The organism is Streptomyces sp. NPDC056600, from assembly GCF_042792855.1.
GTDB lineage: Bacteria > Actinomycetota > Actinomycetes > Streptomycetales > Streptomycetaceae > Streptomyces.
In genome coordinates this window covers 35,245-58,755 of sequence record NZ_JBHTVQ010000018.1, presented here as the reverse complement: position 1 = coordinate 58,755, position 23,511 = coordinate 35,245, and the positions used below count along the sequence as shown (strand labels likewise).

At 74.0% G+C, this 23,511-nt stretch carries 20 protein-coding genes; 7 read left to right on the top strand and 13 right to left on the bottom strand.

Annotated elements, in window-relative coordinates:
- Positions 1–152: 152 nt before the first annotated feature.
- Both ACFRAV_RS12080 and ACFRAV_RS12075 read left to right on the top strand, forming a co-directional pair.
- Positions 153–773, top strand: a complete 621-nt coding sequence (locus ACFRAV_RS12080; RefSeq protein ID WP_382554136.1) for a DUF6230 family protein — start codon at positions 153–155, stop codon at positions 771–773.
- An 85-nt stretch (positions 774–858) separates the two neighbouring features.
- Positions 859–1,392, top strand: a complete 534-nt coding sequence (locus ACFRAV_RS12075) for a DUF6114 domain-containing protein (protein WP_382554133.1) — start codon at positions 859–861, stop codon at positions 1,390–1,392.
- Positions 1,393–1,452: 60 nt separating this feature from the next.
- Here ACFRAV_RS12075 and ACFRAV_RS12070 read toward each other — a convergent pair whose 3' ends face one another.
- From ACFRAV_RS12070 to ACFRAV_RS12040, 7 genes are all read right to left on the bottom strand, one after another.
- Entirely contained in the window at positions 1,453–4,935 is a 3,483-nt protein-coding gene (locus ACFRAV_RS12070; protein ID WP_382554130.1) for a DNA polymerase III subunit alpha, read from the bottom strand.
- Between the two features lie 200 nt (positions 4,936–5,135).
- On the bottom strand, positions 5,136–6,041 hold the full coding sequence (locus tag ACFRAV_RS12065; protein ID WP_382554128.1) for a S1 family peptidase: 906 nt from the start codon (positions 6,039–6,041) through the stop codon (positions 5,136–5,138).
- 456 nt (positions 6,042–6,497) lie between these two features.
- Positions 6,498–7,094 (bottom strand): ATP/GTP-binding protein, encoded by a 597-nt coding sequence (locus tag ACFRAV_RS12060; protein ID WP_351112684.1) that lies wholly within the window; start codon positions 7,092–7,094, stop codon positions 6,498–6,500.
- Positions 7,078–7,404 carry a DUF742 domain-containing protein gene (locus ACFRAV_RS12055; protein WP_351112686.1) on the bottom strand — a complete coding sequence of 109 codons (327 nt, stop codon included), beginning with the start codon at positions 7,402–7,404 and terminating at the stop codon, positions 7,078–7,080. The genes ACFRAV_RS12060 and ACFRAV_RS12055 overlap by 17 nt, the downstream gene beginning before the upstream one ends.
- 11 nt (positions 7,405–7,415) lie before the next feature.
- Positions 7,416–7,862, bottom strand: coding sequence for a roadblock/LC7 domain-containing protein (locus ACFRAV_RS12050; RefSeq protein ID WP_351112688.1), 447 nt, complete (start codon positions 7,860–7,862; stop codon positions 7,416–7,418).
- Positions 7,859–10,438: a nitrate- and nitrite sensing domain-containing protein gene (locus ACFRAV_RS12045; protein WP_382554125.1), complete on the bottom strand. Its 2,580-nt coding sequence runs from the start codon at positions 10,436–10,438 to the stop codon at positions 7,859–7,861. Before ACFRAV_RS12045 ends, ACFRAV_RS12050 begins: the two co-directional genes overlap by 4 nt.
- A gap of 221 nt (positions 10,439–10,659) precedes the next feature.
- Entirely contained in the window at positions 10,660–11,973 is a 1,314-nt protein-coding gene (locus ACFRAV_RS12040) for a DUF5685 family protein (RefSeq protein ID WP_382554123.1), read from the bottom strand.
- A 334-nt stretch (positions 11,974–12,307) separates the two neighbouring features.
- On the opposite strand from ACFRAV_RS12040, the gene ACFRAV_RS12035 reads away from it, so the two are divergent.
- Positions 12,308–12,748: a cell division protein SepF gene (locus ACFRAV_RS12035; RefSeq protein ID WP_351112694.1), complete on the top strand. Its 441-nt coding sequence runs from the start codon at positions 12,308–12,310 to the stop codon at positions 12,746–12,748.
- A gap of 81 nt (positions 12,749–12,829) precedes the next feature.
- Here the strand turns inward: ACFRAV_RS12035 and ACFRAV_RS12030 are convergent, their stop codons facing one another.
- The gene (locus ACFRAV_RS12030; protein ID WP_382554122.1) at positions 12,830–14,557 is read right to left on the bottom strand and encodes an MFS transporter; all 1,728 of its coding nucleotides are present in this window, start codon (positions 14,555–14,557) and stop codon (positions 12,830–12,832) included.
- Between the two features lie 220 nt (positions 14,558–14,777).
- Between ACFRAV_RS12030 and ACFRAV_RS12025 the strand changes: the two genes are divergently transcribed.
- Both ACFRAV_RS12025 and ACFRAV_RS12020 read left to right on the top strand, forming a co-directional pair.
- The gene (locus ACFRAV_RS12025) at positions 14,778–16,034 is read left to right on the top strand and encodes a hypothetical protein (protein WP_382554119.1); all 1,257 of its coding nucleotides are present in this window, start codon (positions 14,778–14,780) and stop codon (positions 16,032–16,034) included.
- Between the two features lie 210 nt (positions 16,035–16,244).
- Positions 16,245–17,267, top strand: coding sequence for a phosphatase PAP2 family protein (locus tag ACFRAV_RS12020; RefSeq protein ID WP_382554116.1), 1,023 nt, complete (start codon positions 16,245–16,247; stop codon positions 17,265–17,267).
- Between the two features lie 120 nt (positions 17,268–17,387).
- Here the strand turns inward: ACFRAV_RS12020 and ACFRAV_RS12015 are convergent, their stop codons facing one another.
- Both ACFRAV_RS12015 and ACFRAV_RS12010 read right to left on the bottom strand, forming a co-directional pair.
- The gene (locus ACFRAV_RS12015) at positions 17,388–17,603 is read right to left on the bottom strand and encodes an I78 family peptidase inhibitor (RefSeq protein ID WP_382554113.1); all 216 of its coding nucleotides are present in this window, start codon (positions 17,601–17,603) and stop codon (positions 17,388–17,390) included.
- 289 nt (positions 17,604–17,892) lie between these two features.
- Positions 17,893–18,513 (bottom strand): transglycosylase family protein, encoded by a 621-nt coding sequence (locus ACFRAV_RS12010; RefSeq protein ID WP_382554112.1) that lies wholly within the window; start codon positions 18,511–18,513, stop codon positions 17,893–17,895.
- 430 nt (positions 18,514–18,943) lie between these two features.
- Here ACFRAV_RS12010 and ACFRAV_RS12005 point away from each other — a divergent pair, with 430 nt between their 5' ends.
- Both ACFRAV_RS12005 and ACFRAV_RS12000 read left to right on the top strand, forming a co-directional pair.
- Complete coding sequence (locus ACFRAV_RS12005) at positions 18,944–19,765, top strand: hypothetical protein (protein WP_382554110.1); 822 nt, start codon at positions 18,944–18,946, stop codon at positions 19,763–19,765.
- Between the two features lie 166 nt (positions 19,766–19,931).
- Positions 19,932–20,420: a hypothetical protein gene (locus ACFRAV_RS12000; RefSeq protein ID WP_382554107.1), complete on the top strand. Its 489-nt coding sequence runs from the start codon at positions 19,932–19,934 to the stop codon at positions 20,418–20,420.
- A gap of 89 nt (positions 20,421–20,509) precedes the next feature.
- Here ACFRAV_RS12000 and der read toward each other — a convergent pair whose 3' ends face one another.
- Genes der through cmk form a run of 3 tightly spaced genes read right to left on the bottom strand, consistent with a single transcriptional unit; the run spans position 20,510 to position 23,433 of the window.
- The gene (gene der, locus ACFRAV_RS11995) at positions 20,510–21,985 is read right to left on the bottom strand and encodes a ribosome biogenesis GTPase Der (protein ID WP_351112708.1); all 1,476 of its coding nucleotides are present in this window, start codon (positions 21,983–21,985) and stop codon (positions 20,510–20,512) included.
- A gap of 60 nt (positions 21,986–22,045) precedes the next feature.
- Complete coding sequence (locus ACFRAV_RS11990; RefSeq protein WP_382554105.1) at positions 22,046–22,783, bottom strand: lysophospholipid acyltransferase family protein; 738 nt, start codon at positions 22,781–22,783, stop codon at positions 22,046–22,048.
- Positions 22,741–23,433, bottom strand: coding sequence for a (d)CMP kinase (cmk, locus tag ACFRAV_RS11985; RefSeq protein WP_382554102.1), 693 nt, complete (start codon positions 23,431–23,433; stop codon positions 22,741–22,743). The genes ACFRAV_RS11990 and cmk overlap by 43 nt, the downstream gene beginning before the upstream one ends.
- Positions 23,434–23,511 lie beyond the last annotated feature (78 nt).

Below are 23,511 nucleotides of genomic sequence, written 5' to 3'. Positions count from 1 at the left end.
ACTCGCCGGTAACTTCCAGGCATCCCCCCGAAGCCTCCGCCGCGCCGCCACCGACAGAACCAGGGAAACCCGGCGCGGACCACGGGAGGTGACGTCCGCGCCAGGACCTGCCCCGGTTCCACCGACATCGCCGTCACAGAGGAGAGCCGTTCATGTCAGAGTCCGCAATGCCCCTCAAGGGCAGAGTCCGCCTGCGCCGCTGGGCCGCGCTCGGCGTCCCCGGGGTGCTCGCCACCGCCGCGCTGGTCGTCGCGACCGCCCAGGGCATCCTGGCCGCCCAGTTCACGATCTCGGGCATGCCCTTCACCATCAACGCCGACAAGATCCAGGCCACCGGCATGGCCCAGTACGGCGGTCTGGACAACATGCACCCGGACAGCCCGCTCCAGGGCGACACGGGCGGTCAGGTGGCGGTGTTCGTCACCACCATGAAGAACGCCGAGATCACCAACCTGTGTCAGGCGGTCGCGATCGGCGGCACCCACCTGACCATCACCGCCGGGAACAAGGGCACTCCGGCCAAGGCCACCAACCTGGCCACCGACTCGGACACCCTGACCGGCCGGACAGGCACCTTCACCGGCCTGGAGATGGGCCGCGACGCCGCCACCCTGGACAAGGGCTTCTCGCAGGGTCCGCTGGGCACCTTCGGCATGCAGGCCGACAAGATCGTGCTGGAGGACGTCTACCAGCACAACTGGGCGACCACCGCCGGTGCCATGACCCTGCCCAACCTGAAGATCGCGTTCAGCGAAGCCGGCTGCGGCAACTGACGCAGTCGCCAGACCCGGCCGGCGGACGCGTTCCGCCGGCCGGGCCCGTGTCCGATCGCAAACGCCCGCGAAGGAGCCGCCGGCCGTGGCCAGCGACAGCACATCCGACAGCCCGCACACCGCGCCGTACACCGCGCCGCACCCCGCCCCCGCGGCCGCCGAGCCGTCCGCGGCCGCGCCACCCGCCGCCGCCGCCGCCGCTCCGGCGCCCCGGCGGCGGTCCCGGTTCGCCGTCTGGCGCGGCAACCGCCCGTTCCTGGGCGGCCTGCTGCTCACCCTGGCCGGTGTGGAGATCATGCTGACCATGAAGGTCCTGGAGTCCTCGCTCCAGGTGATCCTCAAGGCGGGCGCCCTGGGCATCGCCGGTTACCTGCTGCCGGGCGTGATGGCGCTGTGCGGTCTGCTGATCCTCTTCAACCCCACGCAGCGGATCTTCTACTCGATCATCGGCCTGCTCGCCACGCTCGGGTCGTGGGTCACCTCGAACCTCGGCGGGTTCGTCATCGGGCTGATCCTCGGGCTGCTCGGCTCGACCCTGGCCTTCGGCTGGATGCCCGACCAGGAGCCGCGCCGCAAGCTGCTGCGCCGTCGCGGCCGCGAGGCCACCCCCGCGGGCTGACCCGCGCCCGCGGCGGCCGGCTCCCGCGCGTCCCCCGGAAGCCTCCGCCCCCGGGCCGCCTCACCCGGCGCTGCCCGGGCTGCTGTGCCACAGCTTCCGCCCCGTGGGCGGGCCGCCGTTCCCCGCCGGACGGAGGTCCGCCCACGGGTGCATCTCGTACCCGGTGGGCATCCGGATCGTCCGGCCGCCCTCCGCGTCGCCCTCCTCCCGGCCCGGGCCGCCCTTCTCGCGCAGCGCGCTCTGCTCGGCCAGCGTCTCCGACAGCCGGGCCGCCACCCGCTCGAGCCCGCCCTCGGCGCGCAGTTCGGACAGCTCGGCCAGGTTCCAGGCGGCCGTGCCCACCACGCTGAAGCTGCGCACCCCTCGGCGCTGCACGGTCCCGCGCACCAGCAGCAGCCAGGAGTGGAAGACGGTGTGCGCGCAGGCGTCGTGGGAGTCGTCGAAGAAGGCCAGGTCGACCAGGCCGGTGCCGTCGTCGAGGGTGGTGAAGATGACCCGTCGGCCCGATCTGATGGGCGGGGTCTGGGTGGCCACCTTGGACCCGGCCACCAGCACCGTCTCGCCGTGCCGGGCGGTGCGCAGCCGCTTCGCGGAGGTGACGCCCAGCTCGGCCAGGAACTCCGCGTGGTCGTCCATCAGGTTGCGCGAGGCGTCCATGGACAGCACGCCCAGCTCGGCGCTGAGCCGCTCCCCGTCGGTCAGGTCGGGCAGCCCGGCCGACGCGGTGCGCCCGCCGCCGCCCAACGGCAGTTGCTCGGCTCCGGCGGCGCGGGCGGCGCCCCGGTGCAGCTCGCTGATGTGCAGCCTCAGGTCGCGCCGGTTGGCGCCGAACGCGTCCAGCGCGCCCACCTGTGCCAGCCGGTCGGCCACCGGGCGACTGGGGCGGGCCCGCTGCCAGAAGTCCAGCAGGGAGGAGTACGGCTGCCCCTCGGCGATCCGCCCCGCCTCCGCCTCGCTGATGCCGTGCACGTCCCCGAGGGCCAGCCGCAGCCCCCAGACATCGGAATCCTCCCGCTTTCCGCCAGACACCAGTTCGATACGGTGGGTGACGCCGGACCGGTTGACGTCCAGCGGGAGCACCGGCACGCCCCGTCGGCGCGCGTCCGCCAGCAGCAGCCGCTTGGGGTACATCCCGGGGTCGTGGGTGAGCAGCCCGGCGTAGAAGGCGGCCGGGTGGTGCGCCTTCAGCCAGGCCGACTGGTAGGTCGGCACCGCGAAGGCCACCGCGTGCGCCTTGCAGAAGCCGTACGAGCCGAAGGCCTCGATGATCTCCCAGGCGCGCTCCACCGTCTCGGCGTCGTACCCCCGGGTCGTGGCGTGCTGGGCGAACCAGGTCCGGATCCGTCCCTGGGAGTCCGGGTCGGACAGCCCGCGCCGCACCCGGTCGGCCTCGCCCCGGCCGCAGCCGGTCATGACGGCCACGATGTCGATCAGCTGTTCGTGGAAGACCACCACGCCGTAGGTGCCGCGCAGCGCCGGCTCCAGGTCCGGATGCGGGTAGCGGGCGGGGCTGCGCCCGTGCCGGCGCTCGATGAACGGCCGCACCATGTCGGCGGCCACCGGTCCGGGCCGGAACAGCGAGATGTCCACCACCAGGTCGTGGAAGGTCTCCGGCTGGAGCCGGCCGACCAGGTCGCGCTGGCCGGGCGACTCGATCTGGAAGCACCCGAGCGTCTCGGTCGACTTGATCAGCCGGTACGTCTCCGGGTCGCCCTCGGGCACCGCGTCCAGGTCGATCCGCTCGCCGGACGCCCGCTCCACCTCGGCCACCGCGTGCGCCATCGCCGACTGCATCCGCACCCCGAGCACGTCCAGCTTGAGCAGGCCCAGGTCCTCGACGTCGTCCTTGTCGAACTGGGCCATCGGGAAGCCCTCGCCGCTGGTGGGCACCACCGGGGTGCGCCCGAGCAGCGTGGCGTCGGACAGCAGCACGCCGCACGGGTGCATGGCGACCCCGCGGGGCAGCGCGTCCAGCGCCTCCACGAGGTCCCACATCCTGTCGTAGCGCTGTTTCTCCCCCGCCAGCTGCTTCAGCTCGGGCAGCTCCTCCAGGGCGGCCCGGGCGTCGCGGGCGCGGATGTGCGGGAAGGACTTGGCGATCCGGTCGATCTCCGCCGGGTCCATGGCGAGCGCCGCCCCGACGTCGCGGACCGCGTGCCGCACCCGGTAGGTCTCGGGCATGGCGACGGTGGCCACCCGCTCACCGCCGAAGCGGTCGAAGATCTTCCGGTAGACCTCGAGCCGGCGGGCGGACTCCACGTCGACGTCGATGTCCGGCAGCACCGCCCGGCGCTTGGACAGGAAGCGTTCCATCAGCAGCCCGTGCTCGACCGGGTCTGCGGAGGCGATGCCCAGCAGGTGGTTGACCAGGGAGCCGGCGCCGGAGCCGCGCGCGGCGACCCGGATGCCCATCTCGCGGACGTCGTCGACGACCTGGGCGACGGTGAGGAAGTAGGTGGCGAAGCCGTGATGGGCGATGATGTCCAGCTCGTGGTGCATCCGCTCCCAGTACGCGCGCCGCCGGTCGTAGCCGCGCAGCACCATCCCGGCCGCCGCCCGGGAGGCCAGCACCCGCTGCGCGGTGCGCCGCTCGGCGCCGACCAGGTGGGGTTCGGGGAAGTGGACGCTGCCGATGCCCAGGTGCTCCTCGGGGTCGACCCGGCATTCCTCGGCGGTGGTCCGGGTGTGCTCCAGCAGCCGCCCGGCGGCCCGTGGGCCCAGCCCGGCGGCCTCGGCGACCCGCTCGGCGGCCTCCCGCATGGCGTCGGCGCCCTTGAGCCACGCCTCGCCCGAGTCCAGCCCCCGGGCCGGGTCGACGGGGACCAGACGGCGGGCGGAGTCCAGCACGTCGGCGACCGGACCCATGCCGGGGTCGGCGTAGCGGACGGCATTGGTCAGCACCGGGCGCACGCCCTGCTCGGCGGCGAGCGCGAGGGTACGGGCGGCCAGCCGCAGCGAGCCGTGCCCGGTGCCCTGGCGGCCGTGCCAGACGGTCTCCAGCCGCAGCGCGTCCCCGTACCGCTCACGCCAGGCGGCGAGCAGGGGGGCGGCCAGGTCGGGGCGTCCGGCGGACAGGGCGCGGCCCACGTCGGAGTCGGGACCCAGCAGCACGGTCACCCCCTCGGCGTACAGCGCCTCGGCGGGCAGCAGCGGGGCGCCGCCGCCCGCGTGGGCGGCGGTGATCAGGGCGCACACTCCGGCCCAGCCGCGGGCCCCGTCCCGGGCCAGGAAGGTCGCCCGGGGGGCCGACTCGTCGACGAAGGCGCCGCCGCGCACCGGCGTCCGGCGCCGCTCCGGCGACCGGCCGGACCGCCTCGCCCCGGCCGGGGGCGCCACCGCGAGGTCCACGCCGAACAGCGGACGGACGCCCTCCTTGGCGCAGGCCTTGGCGAACCGGACGGCCCCGGCCACGGTGTCCCGGTCGGTGAGGGCGAGCTCCCGCAGGCCCCGCTCGCCGGCCCGCTCGGCCAGCCGCTCGGGGTGCGAGGCGCCGTGGCGTACGGAGAAACCGGAGGCGGTGTGCAGGTGCGGGAAACCCGGCATGCGCACCTCCCGGCCTACCTGTCGAACCGCCTATCGAACAAACGTTCACCTTCGTCTCCACCATAGACCACTTTCGAAACTCCGGGCGACCCGGGAGACACCCGTCACCCGCGCCCCGTCCCCGCTCCGAACAGCGAGAACCCCCCGCACGCCGGGCGTGCGGGGGGTTCCCCAGGAGGATGGTGCGGAGGTGCGGGAGATCAGAAGACCTTGACCCCGTACGCGTTCAGGGCCTCGACGACCGGCTGGAAGAAGGTCGTGCCGCCGGAGGAGCAGTTGCCGCTGCCGCCGGAGGTCAGGCCGTAGGCGATGCCGCTGGTGGAGTACAGCGGGCCGCCGGAGTCGCCGGGCTCGGCGCAGACCGTGGTCTGGATGAGGCCGGAGACGATGTCGCCGCCGCCGTAGTTCACGGTCGCGTTCAGTCCGGTGACCCGGCCGCTGTGGATGCCGGTGGTGGAACCGCGACGGGTGACGGTGGTGCCGACGCTCGGCGTCGCCGCGCTCTTGATGTCCACGCTGCCCACGGCGCCGGACTTGGCCACGGAGGAGTTCGTGTACCGGACGATGCCGTAGTCGTTGCCCGGGAAGCTCGAGCCCGACGTGCTGCCCAGCACCGTGGTGCGGCCCGAGTTCGAGTACCAGGAGCCCGCGCCGTCGGTGCAGTGGCCGGCGGTCAGGAAGTAGTAGTTGCCCGCGCTGTCCTGGACGTTGAAGCCCAGGGAGCAGCGCCAGCTGCTCGCGTAGATGGCGTCGCCGCCGGAGATGTACTTCTCGAACTTCCCGGAGGTGCGCTTGACGGTCAGCGCGCCGGACTTGTCGCCCGCCTCCTTCTTGATCTTGTTGATCTCGGCCTGGGACACCGTGCTGTCGACGGTGACGACCACCCGGTTCGTCTTGGCGTCGACCGCCCAGGCGGTACCCGGGACGTCTGCCTTCATGACCGAGTCACTCGCCGCGGTGAGCTGACCGGAGCTGAAGGTGGTCACCTCGTCAGCGCTGGCGGCGGGCACCGCGATCGCGGCGGCGGCCACCAGGCCGGTGGCCACGGCGAGCAGACGGGTTCGTCTCGTGACGCCGTTGCTGGGGGTGGTGCGCTTGATCCTCACTGGTCGTTCCTCCACTTGGGAAGTCGGGGGCCCGCTTGTGGGGGCGCGGGCCCGTGAGGCGCAGCCAGGGGCAGGGGCGACCGGGATTGCCGGACACGCCGTGCTCCTGACAAGCGCTGCAGGGAGTATTCGGCCGTGCGACCGAGCGGCGCAAGGGTGCCTTTCGGCCGCCCGACGAGGACGGCGTCGCCAAGCGCATTCCCCGCCCGGACCGGCCACAGACGCACAGCTCAGCTAAACCGCGCGTATGCAGCAACGGGCGCTCACCTGTTCCCCCTCCGCACGTGAGGTCCCATTCGCCCCTGGCCGGAAGACGACCGTCCGCTTGCTCCCGGCGGCGTTCTCCCCGGCACATCGGCACAGGGACTTCACACCCCGGCCCCCGACGGGCCGGCCGCCGCCCCGGCGATTCCGGGACGACGGCCGCCCGTCTCCTCGCACCGTCCGTCCCGTGTGTCACACCAGTGCGGCCGAGCGCTCCCGCCCCGCGGTGCGCTCGCGGATGACCCGGTCCATCAGCATCACCAGGACGTCCCGCACCGAACGGCGGTCGCGGGCGTCGCAGTCGACCACCGGCACGTCGTCGCCCAGCCCCAGGGCCTCGCGCACCTCGTCCAGTTCGAACCGGCGGGCTCCCGGGAAGTGGTTGACCGCGAGCACGAACGGGGCGCGCTGGGCCTCGAAGTAGTCCAGCGCCGGGAAGCAGTCCTCGATCCGGCGGGTGTCGACCAGCACCACGGTGCCCAGCGCGCCCTCCACCAGGTCGTCCCAGAGGAAGGAGAACCGGTCCTGCCCGGGCGTCCCGAACAGGTAGAGGGAGATCGCCGGGTTCAGCGTGATCCGGCCGAAGTCGAGCGCCACGGTGGTGGTGGTCTTGGACTCCACCCCGTCCAGCGAGTCGACGCCCACGGACACCTGGGTGATCGCGGCCTCGGTGTCCAGCGGCTCGATCTCGGAGATGGCGCCGATGAACGTGGTCTTGCCGACCCCGAGTCCACCGCTCACCACGATCTTGACGGCCAGCGGCACCATCTTGTCAGAGCGCCCGGACATGGTCCCTGATCCTTTCCAGCGTGTGGAGCGAGAGCTCCACGGGTTGGCGGCAGGCGAGGTGCCCGACGGCGACCAGGTCGGAGATCAGCACCTTGGCGACCCCCAGCGGGACAGCCACCCGATGCGCCACCTCGGCCACCGTCGTCGGGCTCGCGCACACCGCGGCGACCCGCTTCCGTTCGAACGTCAGCGACTCGTCCGGCGGCCGGACGGCGACCACCAGGGTCTCCAGCCGCAGGTCGCTCTGCGTGGGCTCCACCCGTCCACCGGTGATGATGAACGGCCTGACGAAGCTGTTGTCCTCTTCCATGGGCGTGCCGTTCACCGGGGCAGCGACTGACGGAGATCGGCGATCAGGGCCGGCGTGAGCAGGTCACCCGCCCGTTCCGCGAGCACCGCCATCTCGTAGCCGACCAGGCCGAGTTCGCCGCTGCTGTCGGCGAGCACCCCGAGACAGCTGCCGTCCCGGATCGCCGAGACCAGCAGGAAGCCCCGCCCCATCTCGATCATGATGAGCTTCACCCCGTCGAAGCCGTACCGCCGCGAGGCGCTGCGGGCCAGGCTGGACAGCCCCGACACGATGGCCGACAGGTGGTCGGCCTCGGTCCGCCCCAGTCCGTCGGAGACCGCGATCAGCAGGCCGTCCGAGGAGACCGCGACCGCGTCCCGCACCCCGTCGGTGTTGCGGACGAAGGCCGCCAGCAGCCAGTTGAAGGTCTGCGAGTCCTGCGCGGCCGGGGCGGTGTTCTGGGTGGGAAAAGTGGTCACTTCGCCTCGCCCCCGTCAGCCGCGGCGTCCTTCGCCGGCCACGCGTCGGCACCCGTGCCGCGATCCATGTCCCTCTCCTTCTCCTTCTGCACGCTGATCCCGCCCCGCAGGTGGGCGCTGCGCAGGGAGGAGAGCATCCCGGAGACCTGCTCCGGGGTGCGCTCCCGCTCCGGCGCCGGGGGCAGGGGCCGGGCGCCGGCCCGGTCGGTCTCGTCGACCGCGGCGCCGATGGCGCTGCGCCTGGGGCGCTTGACCAGGCCGTTGCGGGTGCGGGCGGCGTCCGCGCCGCGCGCCGGTTCGGCCCGCCGCTCCCCGGAGCCGGGGGCCGGGGGTACGGCGATCTGCGGGCGCGCGTGACGGGGCTGCCCGGCCGGCGCCTGGGGCGCGGGACGACCGTCCACGCGGCCGTCCATGGGTCGGCTGTCCATGGGCCGACCCTCCATGGGCCGACCCTCCATGGGGCGGCCATCCATGGGGCGACCCTCCATGGGTCGGCCGTCCACGGTGACCGGTACCAGGTGGGCGCTCCCGGCCGGAGTCGGGGCGGCCGCCGCGGTACGCGGCGCGGGGAGCACGGCCTTCTGGTCCAGCCGGCCGTCCACCACCACGTCGTCGTCCGGCGTCCCCGCCGGGTTCTTCGGCTCGGCGAGCAGAGCGGCGGGCAGCAGCACCCGGGCGACCACGCCGGCCGTCGGGGCCTCCCCCACCCGCACCTCGATCCCGCACTTGCGGGCCAGCGCGCCGACCACGAAGTGGCCCAGGAAGCGGCCCGGGTCGGCCATGAAGCTGGCCCGCCCGGAGAGCCGCACGTTGGCCTCGGCGAGCGCCTGGGCGTCCATGCCGAGTCCGTGGTCGACGATGGCGATCAGGTAGCCCGCGCTGGTGCGCCGGCCCTCGATCTCGACCTGGGACTCCGGAGGCGAGAAGTTCAGCGCGTTCTCGACCAGTTCGGCCAGCAGGTGGGCGATCTCGGCCACCACCGAGCCGGACACCCCGGCCGGCTCGATGCGCCGCAGCACCACCCGGCGGTATTCCTCGACCTCGGAGAGCGCCGCCCGCAGCACGTCGGTGACCGGCAGCGGGGTGGACCAGGGGCGCGGGCTGGATTCGCCGGCCAGCACCAGCAGGCTCTCCGCGTTGCGCCGCATCCGGGTGGCCAGGTGGTCGAGCTCGAAGAGGTTGGCCAGCGTCGCCGGGTCGGCGTCCTCGTGCTCCAGCTTGTTGATGAAGCTCAGCTGGCGGCGGACCAGGTTCTGGTTGCGCCGGCCCAGGCTGACCAGCGACTCGGTCGCGTTGCGGCGCAGCACGGCCTGCTCGGTGGCGAGGTCGAAGGCGGCCCGCTGGACCCGGTCGAAGGCCTCGGCCATCTCCAGCACCTCGACGCCGGCCTTCGGCGGGACGCGCAGCGGCTCGGGCGGCTCGGGCGCCTCGCGCAGGTTGCTGTTCTGGATCGCGGCGACCGCCAGCGGCAGTCGCTTCCCGGCCACCTCGCGGGCCTGCTGGGCGAGATCGGCCAGCGGGCCGGAGACGGTGCGGACGCAGTCGAGCGCGAGCGCGCCGAGCGCCGCGACGGTCACCAGTGCCAGCAGGCCGAAGAGCACCAGGTCCTCGCCGGCGTCGCTCTCCAGTTCGGAAGCTCGGCTCTCCACGTCGTGGCCGAGCGAGATCTGCACCTCGCGCAGGCCGTCGATGGTGGAGGTGGTGCTGCTCCACCAGGCGGTGGGCGGGATCTCGGCGGCGTCGAGCAGGCCGCCGCCGCGGACCGCACGGCGCTCGTACCACTGGCTGCGCCGGGCGTCGGGCGTGCTCAGCGCGGCGTCCAGGCGGCGCTCCTGCGCGGCGGAGGCCACCGAGGGGAAGGCGGCCAGCGAGGCGAGGCGGCCGGCCCTGATCTCCAGGAAGCGGCCGTGGTCGTCGCCATGGAACCGCCCGGCGGTCACCGCCCCGAGCAGCAGCGCCCGCTCCTGGCCCGCGAGTTCCTTGGCGTCGCCGAGGAACCGCAGCGCGCGGCCGGCGTCGTAGAGGGTGTGGTCACGGACCTCGTCGAGACCGAGGTCGAGCCGGTCGAGGGCCGCGATGGTGGAGGTGAAGTAGGCGAACGCCTCCTGCACCTGGACGCTCCGCCGGTCGGCCTTCGCACGGATGCCGTCCAGCGCGCCGAGCCGCCCGAGGACCTCCCGGACCGCGTCCGCGCGCCGCTCGTCCGTGTGCCCCCGCAGCGCCTGGTCGAGCACGGCGAGGGCCGTGTCGGTGGCCTTGCGCTGTGCGGGCAGCCGGTCCCGGAACTCCCGCACGCCGCCCAGGTGACCGGCGGTGAGACTGCGTTCCTTCTGCAGCTCGTGGACCAGCCCCTGCAGGGTGATCTCCAGGCGGGCGTCGTCCGCCGTGGCGGAGGCGTTGCGGAAGGTCGCGATCCGCTCGGCCGCGGCGGTGCCGAGGAGGGCCAGCAGGACGGCGAGAGCCAGGATCAGGACCCTGAGAAGCCTGGTGCGAAGGGAGCGGGGGGCCTTCCGGCCCGTCCCGCCGCGGGCGGCGCGCAGACGCGCGGCGGCCGATGTCGGTGTGACTGCGTCCACTGAGGTGCCTTAAGTGGGAGGCGAGTTGGTCGGAGGAGAAGAAATCGTTCTGCCTCCGACCCAACGACCCCGGTGGCCCTGGGTTACCGGACCGGCGGGGTTTTTATCCCATCGTGAACGCCTCCGTACCGAATACGCAGGTGGCCGTGACGGTCCCCCGCCCGCTCAGGTCAGCACGGGCATGACGCAGCGTCACCCCGGCGCCGGCGCGCCGACGTCGCTCAGCAGTTGCAGTCGCAGCCGCAGCCGTCGCACCCGCCGCCGTCGCCGCCGCTGTCTCCCCCGCAGCAGCTGCAACAGTTGCAGCACTCGCAGCAGTTGCCGTCGCACTGGCCGCAGCAGCCCTCGCGGCGGCGGCCCGACCACGGGCCCTCGAACTCGTCGGCGCAGCACACCCGGCAGGTGCAGAGCAGCCCGACGGCGGCCGCACAGCCCGCCCAGAACCCGCGGCCCGGCCGGTGCGGCGGCTGTCCGCCGGCCGGGGTGCCGGGTCCGTGGGGGCCCTGCGGCCCGGGCGGCGTGTACGGGCCGTAGGGCCCCTGCGGGGACTGCGGGCCGTACGGACCCTGCGGGGACCGCGGGCCGTAAGGGCCTTGCGGCGCCTGCGGGCCGGGGCCGTAGGGGCCCTGGGGCGGGCCGTACCCCTCGGCTGCGTGGCCGGTCCCGGGGTGCGCGCAGGAGGGGGTGCCGAAGGCCCGGTCGACGGAACGTTCCAGCTCGTGGGCGAGCAGCCGGTGGACGAGGCGGCCGTCGGTGAACTCGGCGTCGCGCAGGGCGAGCCGCACACCGCGCACCGCGTCGTCGGCCAGGCGGCGGGCGTCCTCGCGCGAGGTCCCGGTGGCGGTGAGCGGGTTCCAGGCCCCCGAAGCGGCGTCGGCCGCCTGGTCCTCGACCGCGTCGAGGAGGTGGGCCAGGCGCCCGAAGAGCCCGCCGGCCTCGGCCAGCGGGGCCACGTTGGCGGAGCGTCCGGCCAGCACGGCGGTGTGCGCGAAGGCCGCGGCGGTCGCCGTCTCGGTGGGCTCGGTGACGGTCAGGATCGGGGTGCCGGGTCCGGCCAGGCGCTCCAGTCCGGCCTGCCGGTCCACGGCGTCCAGCAGGACGGCGGTGTCGAAGCCGACGGTGGTGGCGGTGCGGGAGCCCGCGGCGGTCCAGTTGGCGGCGACCCGGCGGGCGGCGAGGGCCACCGGACGACGGGCCAGCAGCCCGTCGCCGTCGGCCATGTGGTCACGGACCTTGGCCGAGGCGAGCACCAGCGAGACGGCGGCGGCCAGCCTGGCCCCCTCGCCCCTGGCCACCGAGGCGGTGCGCATCCCGCGCAGCGGGCAGGGCCCGGCGGTGCGGCGTCCGCCGTCGGCCCGCTCCGCCTGAGCCTCCGTCAGCACGGAGATCAGCAGGCCGTCGTAGTTCGTGACCACGCGGGCGAACTGGCCGTGCTCCCCGCGCAGGGCCAGGCACAGCCCGCACAGGTGCGCCGTCCACTCCGCGGCGAGACGCTCACCGAGCCGGTGACGGCAGGGCCTGACCATTCCGAACATCGTGACTCCCCCTCAGATGCCCGCGGCCCCCGTGGCGCGGGTCTCTCCGCGCCCCCTGTATCTGGGGGCGACTTCCGAGATCGTAATGGGGTAGGTGGTTCACCCGGAGGCACCACATCTCACTCGTTCGCCGCGAAGAATATTATTTCACTCCCAATCACCAATCGTGTAGGGCAAGTCCCTTGGGATACACGGAGTCTGTACGTATCCACCGCGCACCGGTACCGTCACAAACCCCCTGCGCGGTGTCCGTCCACTTGGCACGTTGTCCGACTCATGGACGACGATAGGGATGCGGATAGCGAGAGAGAGACCGCAGCGAGAGGAGGCGTCCATGGGATCGGTGCGCAAGGCGAGTGCCTGGCTTGGCCTCGTCGACGACAACGATGACGAGCGCTACTACGAAGACGACGACTACGCCGAGGGCCCGGAGTCCGAGGACGCCTGGGTCACCGACCCGCGGGTCAAGGTCGCGGCCGAGCCGGCCGAGGACAGAGGCCGCAGGATCGGCACCGTCACCCCCGACAGCTTCCGGGACGCCCGGGCCATCGGCGAGCTCTTCCGTGACGGCGTCCCCGTGGTCATGAACCTCACGGCCATGGACGCCGCCGACGCCAAGCGCGTGGTGGACTTCGCGGCGGGCCTGATCTTCGGGCTGCGCGGATCCATCGAGCGGGTCGCCAACCGGGTCTTCCTGCTCACTCCGGCCCACACCGAGATCGTCAGCGGTGAGGCCGCTCCGGGCGCCCGGGACGCCTTCTTCAACCAGAGCTGAGGCGGGGCCGCTCACCGGACCGTCACCGGTGAGCCCCCCGTCCGGCACCGCTCCCCCCGCGGTAGGCCCGCCTCGCGACCCTCAGGCCGAGACGCGCGGCAGCCGCGACGACGTCTTCTTCTGCTCCCGGGGCCCCGGCACCGCGGCGGCCTCCGACTGCTGTCCGCCCCTGTTCCTCGCGCCGTCCGCCGTTCCGGCGTCCCCGGCCGCAGCCGCGTCCGCGTTCTCCGCGGCCTGCTCGCCGTCCGCGTGCGGCTCCTCGCGCATCTCCCGCGGCAGGCGCAGCGCCGCGAGCGCGCCCAGCAGCAGCAGTCCCGCGCTGACCAGCAGGGTCACGTGCAGCCCGTGCACGAACGCCTCCCGGGCTGCGGTCCACAGGGTCTGTCCCGCGACGCCTCCCAGGCCGCCCGCGACCTGATAGGCCTCCCCGATGGAGTGCTCGGCCGCCGCGGACGCCTGCCCCGGCACTCCCGGCACCGAGGAGACGCCGGGCCCGTAGGACGCGTTCATCACGCTGCCCAGCAGGGCGATGCCGAGACCGGCGCCGAGCTGGTAGGACGTCTCGCCGATGGCGGCGGCGCCCCCGGCCTCGCGCTCGGGAGCCTCGCTGAGCATCGACTCGTAGGCGCCGAAGAGCGTGGTCTCCAGGCCGAGCCCGAGCAGCACGAAACCGCACAGCAGCAGCGCCGGGTTGTCCCGCGTGCCCATCGGCAGGAGGGTCAGCACCGCGGCCGCGGTGAGCACGAAGCCGGCCGCCACCATGACCCGCGGGCCGAGCGTGCGCAGCAGCCGCGCCCCGGCGAGACCGGCCGCCATCGCGGCCAGGGTCAGCGGCAGCATCCGCAGACCCGTCTGCAGTGGCGAGAGGCCCAGCACCAGCTGGAGGTACTGCGCCGCGATGAGTTCCAGACCCACCAGCGCCAGCATGGCCAGCACGATGCAGCCCAGGGACGTGCCGAAGGCCGGCCGAGCGAACAGGCGCATGTCGATCAGCGGGTGCTCCCGCCGACGCTGGCGCCGCACGAACAGCACCAGGAGCAGGACGCCCGCGACCAGCGGGCCCCAGGTCAGCGGCGACTGGGGCGCGATGCCGCCGCCCAGCCGCTTGACGCCGTAGACCGCGGCGAAGAGACCGAGCGCCGCGGTGAGCGCGCCCGTCACGTCCCAGGGCCCCTCGCGGCGACCGCGGGACTCCGGCAGCAGCATCCGTCCGACCGGCAACGCGACCAGCATCAACGGGATGTTGATCAGGAAGACCGAGCCCCACCAGAAGCGCTCGAGCAGGAAGCCGCCCAGCAGCGGTCCGACCGCCGCGCCGACGGCCGCGACCGCGCTCCAGATGCCGATGGCCAGCGCGCGCTCCCGCCGGTCGGGGAAGACCTGGCGGAGCACCGACAGCGTGGCGGGCATGATCATCGCGCCGCCGACGCCGAGCAACGCCCGCGCCGCGATGAGCACCTGGGCGCTGTCCGCGCAGGCGGCGACGCCCGAGGCGACGCCGAAGAGGGCGTAGCCCAGCAGCAAGACCCGCCGGCGTCCCACCCGGTCGCCCAAGGTGCCGAAGAGGATCAACAGCGAGGCGCAGACGAGGGGATAGACGTCGACGGTCCACAACAACTGGGTGGCGGACGGCCGGAGGTCCTCGGTGACCGCGGGCACCGCGACATGGAGCACGGTGGCGTCCACGGCGACGAGCAGCAGACTGACGCAGAGGACGACGAGGACGATCCAGCGGTTGGCGCCGGCCCCGGCCGCCCGGCGGGCGCGGTGCCTTGTGGCCTTCGCGCCGGACACGGTCGTCCCGGACATGTGCGTACCTCCCAGAATTGCTCGCGTCCGGCGGCCCCCGAGGCCGCTCGACCGGCCCGCTCGACGAAGACGAGTGATTCGCCAGCGTACGCGAGTTCGCGCCGGTGGCACGTGGTGGAGCTCTCACCCCCGGGCGGGCCGTCTGTGGTGTGCGCCACTGCCCGGACGCGGTAGGGGGAACGGCCGGACGGGGCGCGGGGCGCCGCCGATAATCGTGCCCGTGACCGATCTCGACACCCCCGCCGCGCGTCCGGCGGCCGGGCGGACCCACGGCGTCGGGGCGGCCGCGGCGCTGCGCCGGGCGGCGCCCGCCCTCGCCGGATACGCCGCCGTCCGTCTGCTGGGTCTGGTGGGGCTGGCGGTCTGGGCCGCCGCGCGGGGCGTCGATCCGCTGGTGCGGCTCACCGCGCGCTGGGACGCGCTCTGGTACGCGCGGATCGCGGAGTCGGGCTACGGGTACACGGTCCGGCTGCCCGACGGCGACGTGCACGCCGATCTGGCCTTCTTCCCGCTGCTGCCGTGGCTGGAGCGGGGCGTCGCGGCGGTGAGCCCGCTGTCGTTCGGCGAGGCCGGGTTACTGGTGAGCCTGGTCGCCTCGCTCGCGGCCGCCTGGGGGATCTTCGCCGTCACCGACCTGGTGCTGGGCCGGCGGGCCGGGGTGTGCGCGGCGGTGCTCTGGGGCGCCCTGCCGGTCGGGATCGTGCAGACGATGGCGTACAGCGAGTCGCTGTTCACCGCGCTGGCCGCCTGGTCGCTGTACGCGGTGCTGAGCGGGCGCTGGGCGCTCGCGGGGTCCCTGGCGCTCGCGGCGGGGCTGACCCGGCCGGTCGGCCTGGCGGTGGCCGCCGCGGTGTGGGCCGGAGCCGTTGCCTCCTTCGTGCGGGACCGGAGCGCGGCCGCCGCGGACGGCGCACCGGCCGGGGCGCGCGACCTTCACGCCGTGCGCGCCGGGCTCGACGTTCCATTCGGGGGCGCGAACCGCTGGACGCGCGCTCTCGGAATGCTGCTGGCTCCCCTGGGGGCCGCCGGCTACGTCCTCTGGGTCGGCCGGCGCACCGGGGAGGGCCTCTTCGGCTACCTGGACGTCCAGGCCGGCTGGCGCAACGGCTTCGACGGGGGCGCCGCCTTCGCCCGATTCGTGGCGGGACTGTTCGCCTCCCTGCCCGGCGCCCTCGCCGGGCTCGCGCTGATCGCGGGGGTGGGACTGGTGGGGTGGCTCCTGCTGGCGGGGGTCCGCGCCGGGCTTCCACTGCCGCTGCTGGTGTACGGCTCCCTGGTGACGCTGCTGGCCTTCGGCGCGTCCAGCTACTTCGGCTCCAAGCCCCGCCTCCTGGTCCCCGCTTTCCCGCTGCTCCTCCCGGTCGCCGGGGCCGCCGCCCGGGCCCGTCCGGCACTGGCGGCCGCGCTCCTGGCACTCGCGGCGGCGGCCTCCGCGGTCTACGGAGGGCTCTGGCTGACCGGCTCGGGACCGCCGTGAATTCCGCCACGCCACGGCATCGGGAAAGCAATTGCGAACCCGACCTCTTTCCCTGGAATGAACACTCAATTCCCCTGGCGGTGAGCGGGAATCGTCGTGGTGGTGAATTCCCGGACAAGTGGCCGCGTGAGAGCAACCCCACATCACATGGTCATCACAAACACCTTGATCCGTTCGGGTCGCGCCCTCACTCGCTGTAACGTCGATTGGGTGCGTACCGAACGAAGCCTCACCCGTCTGGACCGGGTGTTCGCGCGTCTGGACCGGGAGCCCGAGCGGCCGGTCCAGCTCGGCATGCCCCGGATGAGCCGTCACCGGTACGCACTCGTCGTCGCCTGCCTGGCCGGGTACGCCGCCATCGTCTGGGCCGTGATCGCCACCTCGTGGCTGGTCCGCCTGGACTGGCAGGTCATGTTCTTCCGGCCCTACCAGCAGTGGCCCGAGATCCACGCCTGGCTCGACTACTACGTCGTCCTGGGCCAGCGCGGACCCACCGCGGTGATGGTGGCGGCCTGGCTGGGCTGGCGCTCCTGGCGCCAGCACACCCTGCGTCCGCTGATCACCCTCGCCATCTCGCTGCTGCTCCTGAACGTCACGGTCGGCGCCGCCAAGATCGGCATGGGCCGGCTGGGACCGCACTACGCCACGACCATAGGCTCCAACGAGATGTGGCTCGGCGGGGACATCTTCCCCAGCGGCCACACCGCGAACGCGGTGGTGACCTGGGGCATCCTCGCCTACCTGGCCTCCAGCCCGCGGGCCCGGCGCTGGCTGTCCGCGCTCTCCGCGGTGATGTCACTGGGCGTCGGCCTGACCACCGTCTACCTCGGCACCCACTGGCTGAGCGACGTGCTCCTGGGCTGGGTGGCCGGCCTGCTGATCCTGCTGGCGCTGCCCCTCTTCGAGCCCCTGGGCGCCCGGGCCGAGCGGTGGATCCTGAGCCTGCGGGACGCGGTGTGGACGCGGCTGGCCCGCCGCTTCGGCAGGGACCGGACCTCCTCCGTCCCGGTGACCGGCCCCTCCGGCGGCCTGACCACGCCGGTGCGCCGCACGGCCCTCACGGCCTCCGACGCGGGCCACGCGCACCGGGGCGCCTTCCTGCTGTCCTCCGGGCCGCACGGAGCGCGTCCCGAGCGGGGCCCGTCGACCGCGCCGGGCGGCGGCCGCCGCCCCTCGGCGCACACCGACGCCATGGGCCGCCCCAAGCCGTCCTCGGCCCGCCCGGTCGCCTGACCGGCCCGCCCGGTCGCACGACCGGCCCGCCCGCGCCTGACCGCCCTTCCCGCGCCCGCACGGCGCCCGGGCGCCCACGGGGCACCGCTCCTGGTGGAGCGGGGCCCCAAGGGCGTTCCGTCAGCCCTTCCAGCAGCGGACCACCCGCCCCCCGTCGACCTCGAAGTTCAGCCGGCCGACGCGGTACTCCAGCGTGATGATCGCGCCCGGCGGCAGCGTGCGGACCGTCTGCCAGCCGCGCTCACGCGCCCGGCGTCCGGCCTCCTCGGCGTCCATCCCGACGTAGGCGTCGGTGGAGTCCTGGGGCTCTTCGCCCGGGGTGGGATTCGATGCCATGACCGCCACGCTAGGCGGTGCCCGTCGCCCGGGAAAGCCCGGCGCGAAGATCGCCGGCAAAGCTCCCCTGTCACACTTCTGTCACGGATCACCCCTCGGCCACCGGCCCTGTCGCGTCACCCGTTCGAGCGATCCGCACGAGTATCGGGAACTGCCCCGATATCCTTTTCCGCACCTTTCGCAACTCCGCGGCCCAGGGCTCTCGAAATGGACGCGGACGACCGCTGGAATTCGCTCCGCCGGCATTGCCGCGCCCGCCCGCGCAGGGGCGGAAATGGCCGGAAACAGCTCAGGCCTCTTCCAGCGGCGGGCCGAACAGCTCACCGGCCGCCGTGCGCGCGGCGCCCGCCGGAAGCCTCAGGAAGGTCCCCGCGATCAGGCGGGCGGGGTCCTCGCCGAGCAGTGCGCGGTTGAGCTTGTACAGGGTGCGCCAGCCCCCGGCGACCCGGTACTTCCTGGCCACCGACGCCAGCGTCTCGCCGCGCTTCACCACATGCATCCGCCCCTTGAGCCCGTACCGCGCCGAGCAGACCGGCCAGGCACCCCACCCCTGCGAGGCGAGCACCTTCTCGGCGACCAGGATCTGCTGCCGTTTGGTGGCCAGGTCCGCCCGGGCGGCGTAGGCGCTGCCGCCGAACGCCACCCAGGTGGAGTGCTTGAACTGCAGGCCTCCGTAGAAGCCGTTGCCCGTGTTGACGTGCCAGCGGCCGCCGCTCTCGCAGTCGGCCACGCACTCCCAGGGCCAGCGGTCGGGCGGGCACGGCCGGGGAGCCCGGGCCGGCGGGCCCGGCGCGGCCTCGGGGCCGGGGGACGGCGTGCAGGAGGCCAGGGAGGCCGCAAGGGCCAGGAGAGCCGCGGAGGCGGCCGTCCGGACGGTCCGCGACCGCCTCATGATCGACACACGGGGCACCGGCCAAGGCTAGGACGCACCCCACGGCCCGGCCGTCCGCGCCGCGCCCGTGCCCACCGCGTCCACCCCTTCGGCCCACCGCCGCCCCGCCGCCGCACCTTCGGCACCCTTCACCCGGCGTCGGCCCGGTGCCCGCCCTGCTCCCGCCGGTGTCCCGCCCGGTGCCCGTCCGACCTCCGTCGACTTCCGCCGGTGTCCTGCCCGGTACCCGTCCGGCCTCCGCCGGTGACCGTCCGGCCTTCGCCGGCGTCCGTCCCTGCACGGCGCGCGTCGCCCACGGCCCGCCCGGGCGCAGCGTCCCGGCCCCCGGATTCGGATTCCCGTTCGCCGTCGGCCGTTACCCCCGCCCCGCGCGGTCCGTTGTTCCCAGAGCGAGCCGGGATGTCCTGCTCGCTTCCGTCCACCCATGTCCTTCCCGAGGGAGCCACCCGTGCCGCGCATGCTCGATGTCAGCGACGACGTACGCGCCGAGATCGGTGACGAAGAGGCCGACCGGCTGCTTGCCGGAGACAACGCCCCCGGCAGTTACGACTGCACCTCCTGCCGCACCCCCGGCGACACCGGCCAGGAGCACACCAGCACCGTCCTGTTCGTCGGCGACGAGACCGCCGTGCTCGCCTTCGCGCACGCCGGCTGCCTGCCCTCCCAGGTGGTGCGGGTGACCGACGAGCAGCTGCAGGGCGCCGTCCGTCAGGCCGGGGGCGTGCCCGAGCAGGCGCAGGCCCCGTCGGCGGCCCCCGCGCCTGCCGTCGACGCCCGGGCCGCGCAGGCCGCGCCCGAGCAGGCCGTGCTGGGCGTGACCAGCGGGCTGGTGCTGATCAACGGCGAACTGCACGCCGCGATCGTGGTCGAGCCCACCTCGGCCATCGCCCGCCCGGGCAACACCGGCCCGGGCGACGAGTTCCTGCCGCTGCTGACCGAGCAGGGCTTCCAGCCGGTGGCCGACCTCAACCAGGTCCCGCCGGTGCTGCACGGGTGGTCGGTGCTGCTCGCCATGGGGCAGCTGCACGCGGTGCTGCAGCCGGGCGTGGGCGGCGGCGCCCCGGTCGCCTGGTGGCAGGCGCACCGCCCGCTGCAGGCCACCGACGGCTGGCGCACGGCGGCCAACAAGAACCAGCAGGTGCTGATGTTCGCCGCCCCGGTCGGTTCGATCGGCCGTCAGCCGCGTGAGGACCTGCTGCGCGGCGCCCTGGACCGTGCGGCGTCCAACGGCGTCCTGGTGGGTGCCGCGCTCCCCCTGGCGGGCATCTGAGGCCTGGGGCGGCGGCCTCGTGCGCCCGGGCACGGCCCGCCCGGCGTGCGCGGAGCGCACGGGACCCGGTCGCGCACGCGCTTGAGTGGATCTTCACTCCCCCGGGTGACCTGCGAATTCCCCGTGTTGCCCGCATCCGTTGGGCTGCGGGGTCGTTTGTCGTTACGTGCACGCTTACGAGGTATCCCGACGTCAGCCCTTCCCGTCCATCCCCTCCGCCCGCCCGGCGCATGCCGCGTACAGCCCGTCGTCGACGCCGATCTACGACGCCCTGTACGCGGAGTACGTGAAGTCCTTCCGTACCCTGCCGGGCGACCGCAGCGGCGAGGAGCGCCTCGCCTTCGGCGGCCCGTGGCGGTACGGACACGGCAGCGGCGGCGGCTTCACGGGCGGTTATGCCTCCAGTGCCTACGCGGCGCGGCACGGCGCGGAGCCGCCGGCCCCCTCCCCCTGGCAGCGGGTCGGCAGGCTGGCTCCCGGCGGGGCGCGGCCCGACGCCGAGCAGGCGTCCCGCGCGCAGGAGCCGTCCGGGGCCTCCCAGGACACCACGGGCTCCCCCGAGGTCTCCTGGCAGCCGGGGCCGCCCGGCGGGCCGTCGGGGCGGCACAAGGCCCCTCAGGCGGCCCTGCCCCCGGCCCCCCGCGCGGCCGAGTGAGCGCCCGGCGGGTCACCGCGGACGACGGGAAGGGCGGCTCCCCCTGAGGGGAGCCGCCCTTCGGGCGTGTTCAGGCGTGACTCACGCGGTCACTTCTTCTTCGTGCCGCGCTTCTCGCGGACCCGGACCGAGATGTGGATCGGGGTGCCCTCGAAGTCGAACTCCTCGCGCAGCCGGCGCTCGATGAACCGGCGGTAGCCGGCCTCGATGAAGCCGGAGGCGAAGAGCACGAACCGCGGCGGCTTGGTGCCGGCCTGGGTGCCGAAGAGGATGCGGGGCTGCTTGCCGCCCCGGACGGGGTGCGGGTGGGCGGCCACCAGCTCGCCGAGGAAGGCGTTGAGACGCCCGGTGGGCACCCGGGTCTCCCAGCCGGCCAGCGCGGTCTCGATGGCGGGGACCAGCTTCTCCATGTGGCGGCCGGTGCGGGCGGAGACGTTGACCCGCGGCGCCCAGGCGACCTGGCCGAGCTCGGTCTCGATCTCGCGCTCGAGGTAGTAGCGGCGCTCCTCGTCGAGGGTGTCCCACTTGTTGAAGGCGAGGACGACGGCGCGGCCGGCCTCGACCGCCATGGTGACGATCCGCTGGTCCTGCACGGAGATGGACTCGGAGGCGTCGATCAGGATGACCGCGACCTCGGCCTTCTCGACGGCGGCGGCGGTGCGCAGCGAGGCGTAGTAGTCGGCGCCCTGCTGGAGGTGGACGCGCTTGCGGATGCCCGCCGTGTCGACGAACTTCCAGGTCACGCCGCCCAGCTCGATCAACTCGTCGACCGGGTCGCGGGTGGTGCCGGCCATCTCGTTGACGACGACGCGCTCCTCGCCCGCCACCTTGTTGAGCAGGGAGGACTTGCCGACGTTGGGGCGGCCGATCAGGGCGATGCGGCGCGGGCCGCCGATGGCGGTGCCGAAGGACTGCTCGGGGGCCTCGGGGAGGGCCTCGAGGACGGCGTCCAGCATGTCGCCGGTACCGCGGCCGTGCAGCGCGGAGACGGGGTGGGGCTCGCCGAGGCCCAGGCTCCACAGGTAGGAGGCGTCGGCCTCGCCGCTGGGGCCGTCGACCTTGTTGGCGCACAGCACCACGGGCTTGCCGGCCTTGCGGAGCAGGCGGACCACGGCCTCGTCGGTGTCGGTGGCGCCGACCTTGGCGTCGACCACGAAGACCACCGCGTCGGCGGCCTCGATGGCGTACTCGGCCTGGGCGGCGACGGAGGCGTCGATGCCGAGGACGTCCTGCTCCCAGCCGCCGGTGTCGACGACCTTGAAGCGGCGCCCGGCCCATTCGGCCTCGTAGGTGACGCGGTCGCGGGTGACGCCGGGCTTGTCCTCGACGACCGCCTCGCGGCGGCCGATGATGCGGTTCACCAGGGTGGACTTGCCGACGTTGGGGCGGCCGACGACGGCGAGGACGGGGAGCGGGCCGTGTCCGGCCTCGCCGATCGCGCCCTCGACCTCCTCGGCGTCGAAGCCCTCCTCGGCGGCGAGCTCCATGAACGCCGCGTACTCGGCGTCGCCAAGCGCCCCGTGCTCGTGCTCGGCCGAGCCGTCGGGCTGGATCTGGTCGTTCATGAAGTCGGTACCTCGTTGCTCATCGAATGGTCGGTGGCTCGCCCGCGCGGGGCTGCGCCACTACTCAAGTGTGACCCGGCGTCCGGTCAGACGCCTGGCCTTTTCCAGGTGTGCGGCGAGCCGCTCCTGGATGCGGACGGTCGCCTCGTCGAGCGCCGCGCGGGTGCGCCGCCCCGAGCCGTCGCCCGCGTCGAACGGGTCGCCGAAGAGGACGTCGACGCGGTGCCGCAGCGGGGGCAGCCCGGGTATGAGGCGTCCGCGCTTCTCCGCGCTGCCCAGCACCGCGACGGGCACGACCGGGGCGCCGCTGCGGACCGCGAAGTAGGCGAGGCCGGCCCGCAGCGAGGCGAAGTCGCCCTCGCCGCGGGTGCCCTCGGGGAAGATGCCGAGCACGCCGCCGGCGGCCAGCACGCCCAGGGCGTCGGTGACCGCCTTGCGGTCGGTGCCGGAACGGTCGACCGCGACCTGCCCGATGCCGCGCAGGAAGGGGTCGAGCGGGCCGACGAACGCCTCCTTCTTGATGAGGAAGTGCGTCGGCCGCGGCGAGACGCCCATGATCATGGGGCCGTCGAGCAGGTGACTGTGGTTGACGGCGAGGATGGCCGCCCCGGTGGGCGGCACCTTGCCGGCGCCGAGCACACGGGGGCGCCACAGGCCGTTCATCAGGCCGACGCCGATGCGGCGGCCGACCTCGGCCCCGCGCGGCGAGGGGGCGGCGGACCCGGCGGTCCTGCCGCTCCTGCCGGTGGCTCCGCTCACTTGGCGGCTCGCTTCTCCTCGACCAGGGTGACGACGCACTCGATGACCTGGGAGAGGGTCAGCTCGGTGGTGTCCACCTCGACGGCGTCGTCGGCCTTGGCCAGCGGGGAGGTCTTGCGGCCGGAGTCGGCGGCGTCCCGCTTGAGCAGCGCCTCGCGGGTGGCGGCGACGTCGGAGCCCTTGATCTCGCCGCTGCGGCGGGCCGCACGGGCCTCCGGGGAGGCGGTCAGGAAGATCTTGAGGTCGGCGTCGGGCAGCACGGTGGTGCCGATGTCGCGGCCCTCGACGACGATGCCCCGCTCGGCGGATGCGGCGATGGAGCGCTGCAGTTCGGTGATCCGGGTGCGCACCTCGGGCACGGCCGAGACCGCCGACACCTGGGAGGTGACCTCCTGGGTGCGGATCGGGCCGGCCACGTCGGTGCCGTCGACGTGGATGGTCGGGTTCAGCGGGTCGGTGCCCGAGACGATCTCCGGCTTCGACGCTGCCGCGGCGATCGCGGCGGGGTCGGCGACGTCGATCTCGTTGGTCACCATCCACCAGGTGATCGCCCGGTACTGGGCGCCGGTGTCCAGGTAGCTGAGGCCGAGCTGGGCGGCGACGGCCTTGGACGTGCTCGACTTGCCCGTGCCGGAGGGGCCGTCGATGGCGACGATCACTGCCGGTGCGGTCCGGGCGGCGCTTTCCACGGTGGCGGACACCTTCCTGAGGCGGGGCTGTAGGGACCGGGCGCGAACGCGCCCCCGACAAGGTTACCGGCCGATCGG